Source organism: Escherichia sp. E4930, from assembly GCF_005845405.1.
In the GTDB taxonomy this organism is placed as follows: domain Bacteria; phylum Pseudomonadota; class Gammaproteobacteria; order Enterobacterales; family Enterobacteriaceae; genus Escherichia.
The window spans coordinates 34,140-50,943 of sequence record NZ_VCDZ01000006.1 but is presented as its reverse complement, the minus strand read 5'-3'; the positions used below and the strand labels follow the sequence as shown (position 1 = coordinate 50,943).

The following is a 16,804-nucleotide window of genomic DNA, read 5'->3' as shown; positions in this document are numbered from 1 at the left end:
ATGAACAAAACTGCGATTGCGCTGCTGGCCCTGCTTGCCAGTAGCGCCAGCCTGGCAGCGACGCCGTGGCAAAAAATAACCCAACCTGTGCCGGGTAGCGCACAATCGATAGGCAGTTTTTCCAATGGTTGTATCGTCGGCGCTGACACGTTGCCGATACAGTCCGAACATTATCAGGTCATGCGTACCGATCAGCGTCGCTATTTCGGACACCCGGATCTGGTGATGTTTATCCAGCGCCTGAGTAGCCAGGTGAGCAATCTGGGCATGGGTACGGTGTTGATTGGCGATATGGGAATGCCTGCTGGTGGGCGTTTCAACGGCGGTCACGCCAGCCACCAGACCGGACTGGATGTCGATATCTTCCTGCAACTGCCGAAAACACGCTGGACCTCCGCGCAACTCTTGCGCCCGCAAGCACTGGACTTAGTTTCCCGCGACGGTAAACACGTTGTCCCCACGCTGTGGAAGCCAGAAATTTTCAGCTTGATCAAGCTCGCCGCCCAGGACAAAGACGTCACGCGCATTTTTGTTAATCCGGCGATTAAACAACAACTTTGCCTTGATGCGGGCACCGATCGCGACTGGTTGCGCAAAGTGCGACCCTGGTTCCAGCATCGCGCGCATATGCATGTACGATTACGTTGTCCTGCCGATAGTCTGGAGTGTGAAGATCAACCTTTACCGCCACCGGGCGATGGCTGCGGGGCAGAACTGCAAAGCTGGTTTGAACCTCCAAAACCGGGAACAACAAAGCCTGAGAAGAAGACACCGCCTCCGTTGCCGCCTTCCTGCCAGGCGCTACTGGATGAGCACGTGATCTAATGGAAACGTTTAATAGCCTGTTTATGGTTTCCCCGCTGCTGCTGGGAGTTCTCTTTTTTGTCGCCATGCTGGCGGGATTTATCGACTCGATTGCCGGTGGCGGTGGGTTACTCACCATTCCGGCATTGATGGCGGCGGGGATGTCTCCCGCTAACGCGCTGGCAACTAACAAACTGCAAGCCTGCGGTGGCTCTATTTCCGCCACTATCTACTTTATTCGCCGCAAAGTGGTTAGTTTAAGCGATCAGAAACTTAATATCGCCATGACCTTTGTCGGCTCAATGAGTGGCGCACTGCTGGTGCAATATGTTCAGGCCGATATATTACGGCAGATATTGCCCATCCTCGTGATTTGCATCGGCCTCTATTTCTTGCTGATGCCAAAGCTGGGTGAAGAAGATCGCCAGCGCCGGATGTACGGTTTACCCTTCGCGTTAATTGCCGGTGGCTGCGTCGGTTTTTATGACGGATTCTTTGGCCCGGCTGCCGGATCGTTTTACGCGCTGGCTTTCGTTACGCTGTGTGGATTCAACCTCGCCAAAGCCACGGCTCACGCCAAATTACTTAACGCAACGTCAAACATCGGCGGTTTGCTGCTGTTTATTCTCGGCGGCAAAGTGATTTGGGCGACGGGATTTGTGATGCTGGTGGGGCAGTTCCTCGGGGCGCGCATGGGTTCACGACTGGTGTTGAGCAAAGGACAAAAGCTGATCCGCCCGATGATCGTTATCGTCTCGGCGGTGATGAGTGCCAAATTACTTTATGATAGCCACGGACAGGAGATCCTCCACTGGTTGGGGATGAACTAATGAACAGTACACACCACTATGAGCAGTTGATTGAAATTTTTAATAGCTGCTTTGCCGATGAATTTAATACCCGTCTGATTAAAGGCGACGACGAACCGATCTATCTTCCTGCTGATGCGGAATTACCGTATAACCGAATCGTCTTTGCTCATGGCTTTTATGCCAGCGCAATTCATGAGATTTCGCACTGGTGCATTGCCGGGAAAGCGCGCCGTGAGCTGGTTGATTTCGGTTACTGGTATTGCCCGGACGGACGCGATGCCCAGACGCAAAGTCAGTTTGAAGATGTTGAAGTGAAGCCGCAGGCGCTGGACTGGTTGTTCTGCGTGGCGGCGGGATATCCGTTTAACGTCAGTTGCGACAATCTGGAAGGGGATTTCGAACCGGATCGCGTGGTGTTTCAACGGCGGGTACATGCGCAGGTGATGGATTATCTGGCTAACGGTATTCCAGAACGTCCGGCACGCTTAATTAAAGCGCTACAAAATTATTATCACACGCCGGAAATTACGGCGGAACAATTCCCGTGGCCGGAAGCGCTCAACTGAAGCCGGCGCCACGTTTTACAATGAGGAAAGAAGATGATCGCGGAGTTTGAATCACGCATTCTGGCATTAATCGACGGTATGGTTGACCATGCCAGTGATGATGAGTTGTTTGCCAGTGGGTATTTGCGTGGCCACCTGACATTAGCCATCGCAGAACTGGAAAGTGGTGATGACCACTCCGCTCAGGCGGTGCATACGACCGTTAGCCAGAGTCTGGAAAAAGCCATTGGTGCTGGTGAATTGTCGCCGCGTGACCAGGCGCTGGTAACCGATATGTGGGAACACCTGTTTCAGCAGGCGTCACAGCAGTAAGTTGTTGGCGTCTGGAGCACCATGCCTGATGCGACGCTTATCGCGTCTTATCAGGCCTACAGGTCACACGTAGGTCGGATAAGGCGTTCACGTCGCATCCGACAAACAATGCCAAAGCAGATTATCCCGCCTTAACCGCTTTACCTTTCAACAACTTCCGCACCCATAACCTATTCGGATTTAACGCCGCCAGCGTACTGGCATCCATCGGAATCGGTTCTTCACTCATCTGTGCCGCCAGAATCTCGGCACACAGCGGGGCAGAACACAAACCGCGCGAACCTAAAGCAGCAAACATAAAGAGATCGTCATAAATCGGCGCGCTTACCGCCTCATCTTTCTGTTCCGCCAGCGACGCATATTCCACGAGTGTAGCGTCATAATCAGGCACGTTGCCTACCATTGGCAGATGATCGCGGGTGGCACAACGCACACCGCAGCGCGCCTCTTTATCACTGACATCAACCGCTTTCGCCCACTGTTCCTGCGGGAAACAATCAATCAACCGCTGGCGATTCTGCTGCTGATCTTCCTCACTGTATGCCGTCTCTTCGCTACCACGGTGGTAACTGGCACCAATACAATGGTGTTGATTCGCCGGATTTTGCGGCGTGAGATAACCGTCATAGCACAGCACTTGCTTCAGCTTCGCCAGATCCGGCGTTGTCGGAATATGGCTGACCTGACCAGCAACTGAATATACTGGCAGAGACGACGTTTGGCTGAAACGGCTGATTTGATGCCCGTTCGCCAGTACCACCACACTATGCGTCGCTTGCTGATCACCTGCAAAATTCAACAACCAACAATCATCCTTACGGGATAAATCCTGCAACTGATATTGATAATGGATCTGCAAACCCTGCTGTTGCGCCAGTTCCAGCACATTACGGGTCAGTTCCGCCGGACACAGCCAGCCACCTTGCGGATAAGTAATACCGCTGCAATTTGTCGCAACGCCCGTAATTTGTTCAACCGCATTAGCCTCAACGGCTACAGCCAGCTCTGCGGGTAAATCCATCGACAGCATCTGTGCGATTTTATGCTGGCTTTTCTCATCCCAGCCTAACTGCGTTACGCCGCACCAGTCATGATCAAATTTAACGGGTAATTGGTCGTAAAGCCGACGAGCAAAAGTAAACGCATTAGAGAAAAAGCGGTTCAACGCCCCATCGTGTTTACTTAAAAGCGGATACAGCGCCCCCTGGCGATTGCCGGAAGCACCCAGCGCGGGGGCCTCATCCGCACAATAAAGCGTTACCTGCCAGCCGCGACGTAATAGCGCCAGCGATAACAACGCGCTGGCAATACCGCCGCCGATAATCGCTGCTTCCCGTTTGCTGCTGCCCGTACGATTAAACCACGGCGTGGAGCAGGGGAGTGGTAATGTCTGTTCCATCACCCCACAAAGCATTTCCCGTTTGCGCTCAAAGCCCTTACGTTTTTGCATGGTGAATCCGGCTTCCTGCAAACCGCGGCGGACAAAACCGGCAGAAGTAAATGTCGCCAGCGTGCCGCCCGGACGCGCCAGTCGTGCCATGGCGTTAAACAGATTTTGCGTCCACATATCCGGGTTTTTCGCTGGCGCAAAGCCGTCCAGAAACCAGGCATCTACTTTTTGATTTAGCGAATCGTCCAGTTGGCTGGTCAGTTCGTTTATATCGCCAAACCATAAATCCAGCGTTACGCGGCCTTCATCGAGCAATAAACGATGGCAACCGGGCAGGGGCAAAGGCCACTGCGCCTGAAGCTGTTCCGCCCACGGCGCAAGTTCCGGCCAGTGTTGGTGCGCTAGCGCTAAATCCGCACGGGTGAGGGGAAATTTCTCAAAACTTATAAAGTGGAGGCGCTTTAACTGCGCCTGTGGACGCGCTTCGCGAAACTGATCAAATGCCTGCCAAAGCGTCAGGAAGTTTAATCCGGTGCCGAAGCCGCTTTCTGCTACCACAAACAGAGGATGCGGATGCTCAGGAAAGCGTGCCTCTAATTGGTTACCCCCAAGAAAAACATAACGCGTCTCTTCCAGTCCGTTATCGTTGGAAAAATAGACATCGTCAAAATCTCGGGAAACAGGTGTACCCTCAGCATTAAATTCAAGGTTGGCAGGTTGTATGGAGTAGTGTTTCACGTAAGTTACTCGTCTTACAGGCGGTGGCTCGATCTTAGCGATGTGTGCCAGGCTGCGCAAATTTCTCTATTAATTGGCTGATCGGACTTGTTCGGCGTACAAGTGTACGCTATTGTGCATTCGAAACTTACTCTATGTGCGACTTACAGAGGTATTGAATGAAACGTGCAGTGATTACTGGCCTGGGCATTGTTTCCAGCATCGGTAATAACCAGCAGGAAGTCCTGGCATCTCTGCGTGAAGGACGCTCAGGGATCACTTTCTCTCAGGAGCTGAAGGATTCCGGCATGCGTAGCCACGTTTGGGGCAACGTAAAACTGGATACCACTGGCCTCATTGACCGCAAAGTTGTGCGCTTTATGAGCGACGCATCCATTTATGCATTCCTTTCTATGGAGCAGGCAATTGCAGATGCTGGCCTCTCCCCGGAAGCTTACCAGAATAACCCGCGCGTTGGCCTGATTGCAGGTTCCGGCGGCGGCTCTCCGCGTTTCCAGGTGTTCGGCGCTGACGCAATGCGCGGCCCGCGTGGCCTGAAAGCGGTTGGCCCGTATGTGGTCACTAAAGCGATGGCATCTGGCGTTTCTGCCTGCCTCGCCACGCCGTTCAAAATCCACGGCGTTAACTACTCCATCAGCTCCGCGTGTGCGACTTCCGCACACTGTATCGGTAACGCAGTAGAGCAGATCCAACTGGGCAAACAAGACATCGTGTTTGCCGGCGGCGGCGAAGAGCTGTGCTGGGAAATGGCCTGTGAATTCGACGCAATGGGCGCGCTGTCTACCAAATACAACGACACCCCGGAAAAAGCCTCCCGTACTTATGACGCTCACCGTGACGGTTTCGTTATCGCTGGCGGCGGCGGTATGGTGGTGGTCGAAGAACTGGAACACGCGTTGGCACGTGGTGCTCATATCTACGCTGAAATCGTTGGCTACGGCGCAACGTCTGATGGCGCAGACATGGTTGCTCCGTCTGGCGAAGGCGCAGTGCGCTGCATGAAGATGGCGATGCACGGTGTTGATACCCCAATCGACTACCTGAACTCCCACGGTACTTCGACTCCGGTTGGCGACGTGAAAGAGCTGGCGGCTATCCGTGAAGTGTTCGGCGATAAGAGCCCGGCGATTTCTGCAACCAAAGCAATGACCGGTCACTCTCTGGGCGCTGCTGGCGTACAGGAAGCTATCTACTCTCTGCTGATGCTGGAACACGGCTTTATCGCCCCGAGCATCAACATTGAAGAGCTGGACGAGCAGGCTGCGGGTCTGAACATCGTGACCGAAACGACCGATCGCGAACTGACCACCGTGATGTCTAACAGCTTCGGCTTCGGCGGCACCAACGCCACGCTGGTAATGCGTAAGCTGAAAGATTAATTCGGAGTAGGTCGGATAAGACGCGTCAGCGTCGCATCCGGCACTAACGCAAAAGGGAACCCGATGGTTCCCTTTTTCACATCATTGACAATCGCCGCCTGTTCCAGGCAAACTTCCCGCTTTGTCGATTTCCGTCTGAAAAGACGTTCGCGTTAAATCCTGCCAACGCACCGTAACCCTGAAAACCAGAGAGATGAGACGGGGAGACTCCTCGCCTTGCGCTGCATTCTGGAGTAATGCATGACTGCTGTAAGCCAAACAGAAACACGATCTTCTGCCAATTGTTCGCTCTTCCGCATCGCTTTTGCGGTTTTTCTCACCTACATGACCGTAGGGCTGCCGTTGCCAGTTATCCCGCTGTTTGTTCATCATGAACTGGGCTATGGCAACACCATGGTCGGAATTGCCGTCGGGATTCAGTTTCTGGCTACGGTACTGACGCGTGGCTACGCCGGACGGCTGGCCGATCAATATGGTGCAAAACGTTCGGCGCTTCAGGGTATGTTCGCCTGTGGTCTGGCTGGCGGCGCGCTGCTGCTGGCGGCGCTTTTGCCTGTCTCCGCACCGATTAAATTTGCCCTGCTGGTCGTCGGACGTTTGATTCTTGGATTTGGCGAAAGCCAGTTGCTGACGGGCGCTTTGACCTGGGGATTGGGCATTGTCGGGCCGAAACACTCAGGCAAAGTGATGTCGTGGAACGGGATGGCGATTTATGGCGCACTGGCGGTGGGCGCACCGCTTGGTTTGTTGATTCATAGCCATTACGGTTTTGCCGCACTGGCGCTTACGTCAATGGCATTACCTTTACTGGCGTGGGCTTGTAACGGCACAGTCCGCAAAGTACCGGCAATGGCGGGAGAACGTCCATCGCTGTGGAGCGTTGTCGGACTTATCTGGAAACCGGGTCTTGGTCTGGCGCTTCAGGGCGTTGGCTTTGCGGTTATCGGAACCTTTGTATCGCTCTACTTTGCCAGCAAAGGATGGGCGATGGCAGGTTTTACACTCACCGCATTTGGCGGCGCATTTGTCGTGATGCGCGTGATGTTCGGCTGGATGCCAGACCGTTTTGGCGGCGTGAAAGTGGCGATTGTCTCTTTGCTTGTCGAAACGGTAGGTTTGTTGCTGCTCTGGCAAGCGCCTGGCGCGTGGGCGGCGTTAGCTGGTGCGGCGTTAACCGGGGCAGGGTGTTCACTTATCTTCCCGGCGCTTGGTGTGGAAGTGGTTAAGCGCGTTCCGTCTCAGGTTCGCGGTACTGCGCTCGGCGGTTATGCGGCGTTTCAGGATATCGCCCTCGGTGTTTCCGGGCCACTGGCAGGTGTCCTGGCGACCACATTTGGCTACTCGTCGGTATTCCTTGCCGGGGCGATATCGGCGGTGCTGGGGATTATCGTGACGATACTGTCATTTCGTCGTGGTTAACTCAATAACCAGACCAATATCACGATGATGGCGGTCAGCAATATCCACAGGCTGGGGCGCATGGCCATTTCTTGCATCGTGTTAATGAATGGCGTAAAGGGATTGAGCAACGGTTGAATATCTCGCGGTTCAATCCCATTCACCCGCCGTTGATAAAGCTGGTTGAGGATATCCTCGGCCTGTGCGGAAGTCAGGGCTGATTGCTGAGAAAGGCCATATTTTTGCTCAACATAGCTCGATAATACTGTCAACTCGCTGGCATCCAGTGGCTGTTTTAGCGCCATCTGAAGCGACTCCAGCGTCGGTGTATTTTGCTGACTTAACACCTGGCGTGCCTGCAACCAGGTAACCAGGTGGGTAAACATTTTGGCCGGGATCAACTCACCATTTTTTACCCCAGAAAGTTCCAGCATAGATTGCCAAATCTGCTTGCTGGGTTCTCCTGTTGCCGCCGCGAGTTTAGTCACCAGTTGCTTAAGCGTATTGTGTTCTGCCGGTAGCAAAGGGCGATCGGTCGCCTGGCGCTGTTGCGGCTGCGGGATAACCATCTTCCCTTCCTGTAACAGCGTCAGGACGGTTTTTAATTGCTCCGGTGAGAGTTGATTCAGCGGCGTCTGACCAAAGTTATGACGAATGTAATCTGTGACCGCCTGACGATTATTCCCCAGCCGTAAGTACTCGCTCAATTGCGCCAAAAGCTGGCGGACAGAATGGCTTTCTTGCGCGGCCAGTAAACGTTGTGCAAGGTTTTGTTCTGCGGCGGGGAAATTGCGTGAAAGTAACGGTGAATCGCCCGGCAGACCGATGTCGTGCTTTATACCGGCCCACAATTCCGCTCTCTGCTGTTGCGTCAGCGAAGTCACTTTGGTTATCAAACTTTCCAGCACTGTACGTTGCAAGCTGGATAAAGGCTGATTGCCTGCGCCAGACGACAGTTTATCCCCCTGACCCGGTGGTTGCCCAGGAGGGGCGGAAATTGGTTGTATCATTACGTATCCTTATACCTGAAATCATCGCAAGTATGCCTGGCCGCGAGATTATGGCACACTTGTCCGGTTAACTCTCGTTCTCATACAGGTACCACAAACGTGAAAATCCTTGTTGATGAAAAAAACAAAGATTTAATTTATTGATATAAAAGGATTTGTATCAGCGTATGTCCACGCAGTGACCACATTTTCGAGAGGTAGAGTAAGCCCGCAACATTGCGGGCTTTGTCTTATGGTTCGATCGCCGTTTTGAGCCGTTGTGTTGCTACATCAAAATAATGATCACTGGTTTCTATACCAATAAATTTGCGTCCTGCTTTCAGTGCAGCCACACCCGTTGTCCCTGACCCCATAAAAGGATCAAGGACTGTTCCGCCACTATTCACAGTCCTGACCAGTTCCGCCATTAGTTCTTCTGGTTTTCCGGTCGGGTGCATTTTCTTTGACGGGATAACCGGGAACGTCATGCAGCCGTCGAACGGTCCCGAAGGCGATTTATCTAAATGGCCTTTGCTGCCCCAGACGATGTATTCGCACTGATGCCGGAAATATCCGGTATGTGGTGTTCGTGACCCCCTCCCTTTGTTCCACGCAATAATGCCGCGCCATGTAAAGCCACTGGCCTGAAACGCATCGGTTAAAGCTGGTAGTTGTCGCCAGTCAGTAAATACCAAGGCATAACCGCCCGGCCTGACTGCGCGGTGTGCCTGTGCCATCCATAATTGTGTCCAGTAAGCCCACGAACGGGCGTCCATGTTTTCACCCGCGAACCCATCAAAGCGGTGAAGGTTCTCGCCGTTCAGATATTTTGCATGGCTGCCCTGGTTGGTGCGTCCGGCCTTGTGTGTCGCGCCCGAACTGTAAGGCGGGTCAGTGATTAAGGCATCAATGCTTTCTGGCTCAATCAGCGGCAATATTTCCAGCGCATTCCCACGACAGAGCGTGGCATTGTCAGTCTGATAAACCTTAGTGTGTTCCGGTGTATGTGCTGGTTGGTGCTGGATTGCGATCCCCACGGTCATAACTCCTCATGTGTGTGGGGTGCTCGATGGCTCTCGTTATCTGGTTAAGTGTTTTGCAGCGCGGACATTTTATTTCAATGTAGTGAAATGAGGCGCGGGCAAGTAGTTTGTTGCAATTTTTGCATCGTACATTTTGCGTCATTTGCGGCACCTCTTGTGTGGTTACTGCTGTCGATATGATAACAAATCGATCGTTTTTATCGATCGGATTTATTGCATCGATCTGTTATGCCTATTGCTTATGTATGGTGCCCTCATTTGTGAGGGTAGCAAAAAGAAAACCCGCAGTTTTTACGCTGCGGGTTTGTTGTTCATGTCTGTGAGATAGGGTGCCGTTTCGACCAACCTTAGCAACCGATTGACGGGGGATTACTCCCCCGTCGCGGTTATCTTACTTATTACATAGTAAGAATGCCGCAATTTCCGTGCCAGCAAACCTGAATCGTAACTCGCACGGTGATGTGTGGAGGATCCAGATTATCGCTACCGCAGTTATGCAAAGTAACAGGGTTTTTAACGGAATTTGCGTCATAACGCTTGTCTCCTGAGAGGAGAGGCGCTAACCTTCTACTTGCGAAGGTAAGAAGTGTTAGGGCCTCGGTTAAACAAAAATGTTTTCCGGGGCCTTTCCACATCTGGCCTTCGGGTATTCCCTCCGACCATCAGCCGAAAGGCACCCGCGCGTAATCTATCGCTTTTTTGTTACTCCGGCAATTCTGCCTGTTAATTCTGAGATAAAGGCAAACTCATCTGATTGTTTCCCCTGTGTGAGGCTGGCAGCTCATGCCACGGGATACCTTCTGATGAGTGAACGCCGGAGGCGTGTTTCGATGTGAATTTATGGAAAGCTTCCAGTGTTGAGAAGCATACGCCGCATTCCAGGTTGTTACACTGGTAATACTTTTGCCGCACGGTGTTTGAATCATTTTCCGGACGACTGGTGCGGATACGGGCAGATGCGCCACAAAGCGGACAACGGAACATAGCGACCTCCCTTAACGTGGTGCTGTCGCTATTCTAAGTTCCTCACTCTGTTTCCGCTATCCATTCCGGGATTTTTGCCTCAAGCTCAAGCTGTGTGGTAAAGCCGCTGTTATCAATGGTGTGCTCGGCTTTTGCAATAATCCAGTCCTGATTATCAATCTCGCTTTTAAATCCTGTTACCGTGCCATGCATTTCGGGGTAGAGTTCTGCGCGTCCACGTGCCAGTGTGATGGAGAATGATGCGGCTCCGCGTTGTAACTGCTGCCACTTTGCCGCCGCTGCGCGTCTTGCTGCCTGCTCGTTCTGATAAGTCTTGCGTAACACAAACACATTGCCTTCCGCGCCTTCCATATAATCACCTTCACGGCTGCTGCTTTTCTCCTTTTTGGGTTTTGGCGGTTTGCGGCGTTTCACGCTGACTTTTTTCTTTTTCCCGTAATTAAGATCAAGCCAGTAGGCGCGTACCCCCGTATACGCCTCGCGGTCAGCAATACGGAACTGATGGCGATCGCCGCTGCTGCGTGTAATGGCGAACGAGGGCAACGGCTGGCCCTGTGCGTTCACGCCACCACCTGGCATGATGAATAACAGATTGCCGCTTTTTACCGTGGTGATTGCGCCCAGCATTTCCGCCATGCGCGTAAGGAAGGACATGTCGCTTTCTTCGGTCTGGTCGGCGTGGTCGATTTCGATATCCATCAGCATTTCGCTGATTTGTGGTTTCAGACCATACCGATGAGCGATGGCGGATACCACACGCTCAAGGGTCACATCATGCCATGACACCTCACGTTTAACGTTAAATTCATCCCGAAAATCTGCGCTTCTGGCTGAAACAGTCAGCCTGTCCGGCGGTCCTTCGTGAGCGATTTCATCAACAATGTAAGTGCCTTTTTCTGTCAGCGGTTCTCCTTTCCAGCCAATGAGAACCGTCAGGCGCGCGCCCCGTGGCGGTAGCTGCAACTGACCATCCGCATCATCCAGCGTGATGGTGAGCTGGTCCGCTTCAAATCCCCGGTTGTCGGTCAGTGACAGACTCATCAGGCGCTCTGCCACGCCGGACAGCGTTTCCCCCTCCGCGAGAATATCAAAATCCGGCATTTTCACGGGGTCTGTGCTCTGACTGAGCAATTGCATGGTGGTGTCGATCATCTTTCCCTCCCTGTGTGGCATGGTCGCATGTGCGTGCGGAGGGGGTTACTGCTTTTTGTTGTCGCCGTGGCGGGAGAACGGCGCAGGGGTGAGATTACGCGCGTGGTGGGTGATGATTGTTGCCGAATCATTTAACGGATACAAGGGGCTGAAGCTATGAGTGAAACTCGTTTTCATGGTGCCCGTGTTACGGAAAGTACCGACTTGGTAACAGCGATTAATGATGTTGATTCCAGTGTTATCGGTATCGTGGCAACGGCGGATGATGCGGATGCGGAGCTGTTCCCGCTGAACAAGCCCACACTGCTGACCCGCGTCAATGACGTGCTGGGAAAATGCGGAACAACGGGGACGCTTTATCGTGCGCTTAAGGCCATCGCAGACCAGGTGAGCACAAAGGTGATCGTCGTTCGCGTGGCTGAACACAAAGAAGAAGACGGAAAGACGCAGGATCAACTGGTTATCGGTGGTTCTGAGGATGACGGCAGCTATACGGGGATGTATGCGCTGCTTGTTGCAGAGCAGGATGAAAGCATCGGATACCGTCCGCGTATTCTGGCCGCGCCGGAGCTGGACACGGAGGCGGTAACAAAATCCCTGTGCGTGATTGCGGGTAAACTGCGCGCGTTTGTGTATGCCTCATGTCACGGCTGTAACACGATGGCTGAGGCGATTACCTACCGCCAGAAATTCAACGAACGTGAGGTGATGCTCTTATGGCCGGACTTCATCGCCTACAACCCGAAAAGTGGCAAAAACGAAACGTTCCCCGCGCCTGCCTATGCGTGCGGCCTTCGTGCGTACATTGACCATGAGCAGGGCTGGCACAAATCGCTGTCCAACGTTCCGGTTAAAAATGTGCTGGGGATGTCCAGGCATGTGTTCTGGTCGTTGCAGGCCGAAGACAGTGATGCCAACAGCCTCAACAACAAAGAAATCACGACCATTATTCGTCGCAACGGGTTCCGCTTCTGGGGCAACCGCACACCGGAAACGAACGCCTACATCTTTGAGGTGTATACCCGAACCGCACAGGTGCTGGCTGATTCAATTGCGGAAGCGCAGTTTGAAACCATCGACAGTCCACTGACGCCTGCGAACGTGAAAGATGTTATCAGTGCCATCAGGGCAAAACTGGATTCACTGGTTACTGCCGGGAAACTGATTGGCGCGGAGTGCTGGTATGACGTGGTGGATAATAGCACCACGGATTTACGTCAGGGGCGTGTGCGTATTCGCTACAAATATACGCCCGTTCCGCCACTGGAAGACATGGAGCTTTACCAGACGTTTACTGATGAATACTTTGAACCCGCATTTGCGGTGCTGGGAGGTGCCTGATGGCTGTGCCAAAACATCTTCGCTTTTTTACGCTGTTTGTGGATGGTGAAAACGAAGTGGGTAAGGTGACGTCCGTCACTCTGCCTAAGCTGACGCGCAAAACCGACAGCTACCGGGGGGGCGGCATGATGGGTGCGGTGAGTATTGATCTCGGTCTGGACGACTCCGCGCTTGATGCGAGCTTTGTCATGGGGGGCGCAGTTCGTGAGCTGTTCCTTAAGTATGGCGGCACGATTGACGGCACGCTGCTGCGTTTTGCGGGTGAATACTACACCGATGCAGAAAGCGACCTGTATGAAGTCGAAATGCGCGGACGTGTGACGGAAATTGATATGGGGGAAGCCAAACAGGGCGAAGCCACATCACACACTTACGCCATTAAAAACACCTACTACAAGCTGAGTGTTAACGATCGCCCGTTGTGGGAGATTGACCTGCTGAACTTCATTTACCGGAAGGACGGCAAGGACATTGTGCCCGATCGCATCCGTTCCGCGCTTGGGCTTGGCTGATAAGTAATATGCAGGCGGCGCAGTGCGTCGCCTCTGACTGAAAGGAGTTTTCTGATGAAAGAGACGAAAAACATCGATACCGAAAACACGGTCGTTGCTGAAACAGCGAAAGAAACCAGTGAGCGTGGCGTAAAACTTACCCAACCAATTGAGCGAGGCGGCGAAAAAATCACGTATGTGGAGATCACCGGAGCTATTGAGCAGGCTGGATCTCTGCGAGATTTGTCGCTGTCTGATGTGCTGAATCTGAAAGCGGAATCCATGTTTACGCTGCTGTCACGCGTGACATCACCGCGACTGGATGAAGTGACGATCAAAAAAATGGCATCCCGTGACTTTATTCAGTTATGTGTGGTTGCCGTAAATTTTTTGAGCGGTGCGGACTCTGGCGGGAAGAACGAACAGGCGACGGAAGCCTGATCACGGTTGTGTGCTTTGAGCACATAGAAGACTTTGTGGCAGATATTGCCGTTATTTTTAACTGGTCGCCCGCCGAAATCTTCATGATGACGCCCGGCGAAGTGGTTAGCTGGCGTGAGCGGGCGGCACTTCGCAGCGGGAGTGTAGACAATGAAGACTCTTGATATCCGGGTCGCTTTCAGCGCCGTTGACAGGCTGACCCGGCCTGCCGAAAACGCCCGCCGCCTGATGGGGCAGTTTGGTGACTCCATCCAGCGAACGCAGGGGGCGATCAAAAATCTCGAGCGTCAGGCGCGTTCATTTGAGCGCGCCCGCGACGCTGTCAGTAAAGCGGATGCGGGTATCGTGAAAGCACGACGCCAGCTTAACGCCCTTAATCAGTTACAACGCACGGGTACAGTGCTCAGCGAAAAACAACAAAAGCTGATGCAGCAGTTAAGCACCCGGCTTGAACGCCTGAATGAATCGCGCACACGGGAAATTCAGAAAATGCGGGAGCTTGGCGGAGAGCTGAAACGCCACGGCATTTCCCTGACAGGCAGCGATAACACCATCCAGCAGGCCATCAGACGCACCGAACAGTACAACAACCAGCTTGAACGCGAACGACAGGCGCTTGCGCGTGTAACGCGGGCGCGTGAGCAGTATTCACGCGCGCAGGAAACAGCGGGAAAACTGAAAACGGGTGGTGCGCTGGCAACTGGTGCGGCAGCGGCTGGCGGCTATGCTGCCGGGCGTTTTTTGCAGCCCGCTATCGGATTCGGGAAAGAGATGTCCCGTGTGCAGGCGCTGACGCGAATTGACCAGAACAGCCCGCAGTTTAAGGCGCTGCGTGAGCAGGCGCTAAAGCTCGGCTCTGAAACGCAGTTTACTGCGAGTGATGCCGCCAGTGGGCAGGCATTTCTTGCTATGGCTGGCTTCACACCGCAGGCCATTCAGGCTGCGCTTCCCGGCGTGCTGAGCATGGCAACGGCTGGCGGTATGGACCTTGGCGAGACGGCGGATATTGGCTCAAATATCCTGACGCAGTTCGGTCTCTCTGCTGACCAGATGGACCGGGTCGGCGACACACTTACTGCGGCGTTTACCCGTACTAACACCGACCTTCGCGCGCTGGGCGAAACCATGAAATATGCAGGTCCGGTGGCGGGTAAGCTGGGAATATCGCTGGAGCAGGCCGCAGCGATGGCGGGCGTGCTGGCGAATATGGGCATCAGAGGGAGTGATGCCGGGACGGCAATGCGTGCCAGTCTGGCTCGTCTGGCATCACCGCCAAAGGCGGCGGCAGAAGCTCTGAAAGAGCTGGGCGTGTCCGTCTCGGATGCCGGGGGCAAAATGCGCCCGATGGAAGATCTGCTGGCTGACCTTTATAAAGCTACCCGCAAATACGGGGAAGTTGACCGGGTATCCTTCTTTAAGGACATCGCCGGGGAAGAGGCTTTCACATCGTTTATGGCACTCGTTGATGCGGCGGGTGACGGTTCCTTACCCAAACTGAGAAAAGAACTTGAGGGCGCACGCGGTGAGGCTGAACGCACGGCAAAGGTTATGGCCGACAACCTTGATGGCGACCTGAAAAATCTCGACAGCGCATGGGAAGGTCTTCGTATTCGCATCAGTGATCTGGTTGACGGTCCGCTGCGTTCTGTCACGCAGTGGCTAACACGGGTGGTCTCAAAGGTGACGGCACTGGCGCAGGCCCATCCTGTACTGACGCGCCAGCTACTGATAGCAGGCGGTGCGTTGCTGGCAATGACTGCAACGATTGGCTCGTTGTCGCTGGTTATGGGGGTGCTTTACGGGAAGCTGGCCACCTTGCGTCTTGGTTTTGACATTCTTACCCGGTCAATGAATGTCGTCAGGGTGTTGCCTGCGCTGTGGGGAATGGTGACGGGTTCCGTTTCCTTACTGGGAGGCGCGATCGGGGCGTTGTTCAGTCCGGTTGGTCTTATCGTGGCTGCGCTTGCCGGAGCTGCCGTTCTTATCTGGAAATACTGGGATCCCATCAGGGCATTTTTTGCCGGGGTGTTCAGCGGGATTATGGAAAGGCTGACCCCGTTGCGCGAAACCTTTGAACGGTTTGGTCCTGTTTTTGACGCAATCGGAAGCGGGATCGGCCAGGTGTTTAACTGGTTTAAATCGCTGCTGTCACCGATGGAGTCCAGCAAGGAAACGCTGGATAAATGTACCAGTGCTGGCGAGGTATTCGGTAACGTTCTTGGTGGCGCGTTACAGCTTGTTCTGACGCCTGCAAAAATGTTGCTGGATACGCTGGCGTGGATACTTGAAAAACTCGGTGTGCTTCCGGATGAAGCGGAAAGGGCGAGAAAGAAAATCGAAGACGCACAGCGTGCGGCCATTCTTCAGGACAAGGTTGCTCTGTTTCAGGGAGACATTGCGAAAATCAATCCGCCGAAGTCTGCGGAAAATGGCAATGGCACCGGAGGCGATAAACCCAAAGACAACAAACCGCTCACAGACAGCAATACCGGTACGCTACGCAGACTCAGCAAGATTGCTGATAACACAGGTAAGCTGGTTGATGAGACGAAAAAACGCATTGGCCCCGGCGATATTGTCTTTAAGAACCTGCCCCGCGCACTTGCTGTTCGTGGGGAGTGGCAGGCGCGGAAGATTGCGCAGGTCAGTAAGCCTGCCCCCGCAATTAAGATCACACCCGTGGTCCCGGCTCCGCTGCCTCCGGCGCTGGTTCCTGTTGTTGCGGCCAGCTCCCGCCCGGTGGCGGAGGCCATACGATCGCCAGTGGCGTCAGTTCCTGCAACTTCCCGTAACCGGGAGTCTGTTGCCTCCGGATTTGGCGGTGAAATTCATGTTCATCTGCATAACGTTGTTACACAGAATCCCCGCGAACTGGCGAAACTGGTCGGTGAAATGGTCAGGGCAGAAATGGAACGGCGCGCCCGTGCCGGACGTGGCAGTTTTTACGATAAAGATTGAGGAGTC

General features: G+C 53.7%; 18 protein-coding genes. 11 read left to right on the top strand and 7 right to left on the bottom strand.

The genetic code is table 11. The features are described from left to right. The 4 genes from mepA to FFT88_RS09945 are packed head-to-tail and all read left to right on the top strand — an operon-like array spanning position 1 to position 2,494. On the top strand, positions 1-825 hold the full coding sequence (gene mepA / locus FFT88_RS09960) for a penicillin-insensitive murein endopeptidase (RefSeq protein WP_001043813.1): 825 nt from the start codon (positions 1-3) through the stop codon (positions 823-825). After that, entirely contained in the window at positions 825-1,634 is an 810-nt protein-coding gene (locus tag FFT88_RS09955; RefSeq protein WP_064526496.1) for a sulfite exporter TauE/SafE family protein, read from the top strand. Before mepA ends, FFT88_RS09955 begins: the two co-directional genes overlap by 1 nt. Further along, a complete protein-coding gene (gene epmC, locus FFT88_RS09950) occupies positions 1,634-2,182 on the top strand; it encodes an elongation factor P hydroxylase (RefSeq protein ID WP_135404684.1) in 549 nt (182 codons plus the stop codon). The genes FFT88_RS09955 and epmC overlap by 1 nt, the downstream gene beginning before the upstream one ends. A 33-nt stretch (positions 2,183-2,215) precedes the next feature. Further along, complete coding sequence (locus FFT88_RS09945) at positions 2,216-2,494, top strand: YfcL family protein (RefSeq protein ID WP_000559761.1); 279 nt, start codon at positions 2,216-2,218, stop codon at positions 2,492-2,494. Between the two features lie 121 nt (positions 2,495-2,615). Here FFT88_RS09945 and mnmC read toward each other — a convergent pair whose 3' ends face one another. Continuing rightward, a complete protein-coding gene (gene mnmC, locus FFT88_RS09940) occupies positions 2,616-4,622 on the bottom strand; it encodes a bifunctional tRNA (5-methylaminomethyl-2-thiouridine)(34)-methyltransferase MnmD/FAD-dependent 5-carboxymethylaminomethyl-2-thiouridine(34) oxidoreductase MnmC (RefSeq protein WP_135404685.1) in 2,007 nt (668 codons plus the stop codon). A 158-nt stretch (positions 4,623-4,780) separates the two neighbouring features. Between mnmC and fabB the strand changes: the two genes are divergently transcribed. Together fabB and FFT88_RS09930 are read left to right on the top strand one after the other, a co-directional pair. Next, positions 4,781-6,001 (top strand): beta-ketoacyl-ACP synthase I, encoded by a 1,221-nt coding sequence (fabB, locus tag FFT88_RS09935; RefSeq protein WP_000817178.1) that lies wholly within the window; start codon positions 4,781-4,783, stop codon positions 5,999-6,001. Positions 6,002-6,241: 240 nt separating this feature from the next. Further along, positions 6,242-7,420, top strand: a complete 1,179-nt coding sequence (locus FFT88_RS09930) for an MFS transporter (protein WP_135404686.1) — start codon at positions 6,242-6,244, stop codon at positions 7,418-7,420. Here FFT88_RS09930 and flk read toward each other — a convergent pair. The 6 genes from flk to FFT88_RS09890 form a co-directional block, all read right to left on the bottom strand. Then, positions 7,417-8,409 (bottom strand): flagella biosynthesis regulator Flk, encoded by a 993-nt coding sequence (gene flk / locus FFT88_RS09925; protein ID WP_135404687.1) that lies wholly within the window; start codon positions 8,407-8,409, stop codon positions 7,417-7,419. The two genes, FFT88_RS09930 and flk, sit on opposite strands and share 4 nt — an antisense overlap. Before the next feature lie 230 nt (positions 8,410-8,639). After that, complete coding sequence (locus FFT88_RS09915) at positions 8,640-9,431, bottom strand: site-specific DNA-methyltransferase (protein WP_000215750.1); 792 nt, start codon at positions 9,429-9,431, stop codon at positions 8,640-8,642. Then, the gene (locus FFT88_RS09910) at positions 9,376-9,573 is read right to left on the bottom strand and encodes a Com family DNA-binding transcriptional regulator (RefSeq protein ID WP_001353016.1); all 198 of its coding nucleotides are present in this window, start codon (positions 9,571-9,573) and stop codon (positions 9,376-9,378) included. The genes FFT88_RS09915 and FFT88_RS09910 overlap by 56 nt, the downstream gene beginning before the upstream one ends. Positions 9,574-9,822: 249 nt before the next feature. After that, the gene (locus tag FFT88_RS09905; protein ID WP_032140709.1) at positions 9,823-9,963 is read right to left on the bottom strand and encodes a Hok/Gef family protein; all 141 of its coding nucleotides are present in this window, start codon (positions 9,961-9,963) and stop codon (positions 9,823-9,825) included. 191 nt (positions 9,964-10,154) lie between these two features. Continuing rightward, the gene (locus tag FFT88_RS09895) at positions 10,155-10,415 is read right to left on the bottom strand and encodes an ogr/Delta-like zinc finger family protein (RefSeq protein ID WP_000488108.1); all 261 of its coding nucleotides are present in this window, start codon (positions 10,413-10,415) and stop codon (positions 10,155-10,157) included. Between the two features lie 42 nt (positions 10,416-10,457). Beyond that, on the bottom strand, positions 10,458-11,567 hold the full coding sequence (locus FFT88_RS09890; RefSeq protein WP_135404688.1) for a phage late control D family protein: 1,110 nt from the start codon (positions 11,565-11,567) through the stop codon (positions 10,458-10,460). A gap of 156 nt (positions 11,568-11,723) precedes the next feature. Here FFT88_RS09890 and FFT88_RS09885 point away from each other — a divergent pair, with 156 nt between their 5' ends. Genes FFT88_RS09885 through FFT88_RS09860 form a run of 5 tightly spaced genes read left to right on the top strand, consistent with a single transcriptional unit; the run spans position 11,724 to position 16,798 of the window. Continuing rightward, positions 11,724-12,908, top strand: coding sequence for a phage tail sheath family protein (locus FFT88_RS09885; RefSeq protein WP_000005426.1), 1,185 nt, complete (start codon positions 11,724-11,726; stop codon positions 12,906-12,908). Next, positions 12,908-13,420, top strand: a complete 513-nt coding sequence (locus FFT88_RS09880) for a phage major tail tube protein (RefSeq protein WP_000290450.1) — start codon at positions 12,908-12,910, stop codon at positions 13,418-13,420. Before FFT88_RS09885 ends, FFT88_RS09880 begins: the two co-directional genes overlap by 1 nt. Positions 13,421-13,474: 54 nt before the next feature. After that, the gene (locus FFT88_RS09875) at positions 13,475-13,840 is read left to right on the top strand and encodes a phage tail protein (protein WP_135404689.1); all 366 of its coding nucleotides are present in this window, start codon (positions 13,475-13,477) and stop codon (positions 13,838-13,840) included. An 8-nt stretch (positions 13,841-13,848) separates the two neighbouring features. Then, on the top strand, positions 13,849-14,004 hold the full coding sequence (locus tag FFT88_RS09865) for a GpE family phage tail protein (RefSeq protein ID WP_167851617.1): 156 nt from the start codon (positions 13,849-13,851) through the stop codon (positions 14,002-14,004). Continuing rightward, positions 13,991-16,798, top strand: a complete 2,808-nt coding sequence (locus FFT88_RS09860) for a phage tail tape measure protein (protein ID WP_135404691.1) — start codon at positions 13,991-13,993, stop codon at positions 16,796-16,798. Before FFT88_RS09865 ends, FFT88_RS09860 begins: the two co-directional genes overlap by 14 nt. Positions 16,799-16,804: the final 6 nt, after the last annotated feature.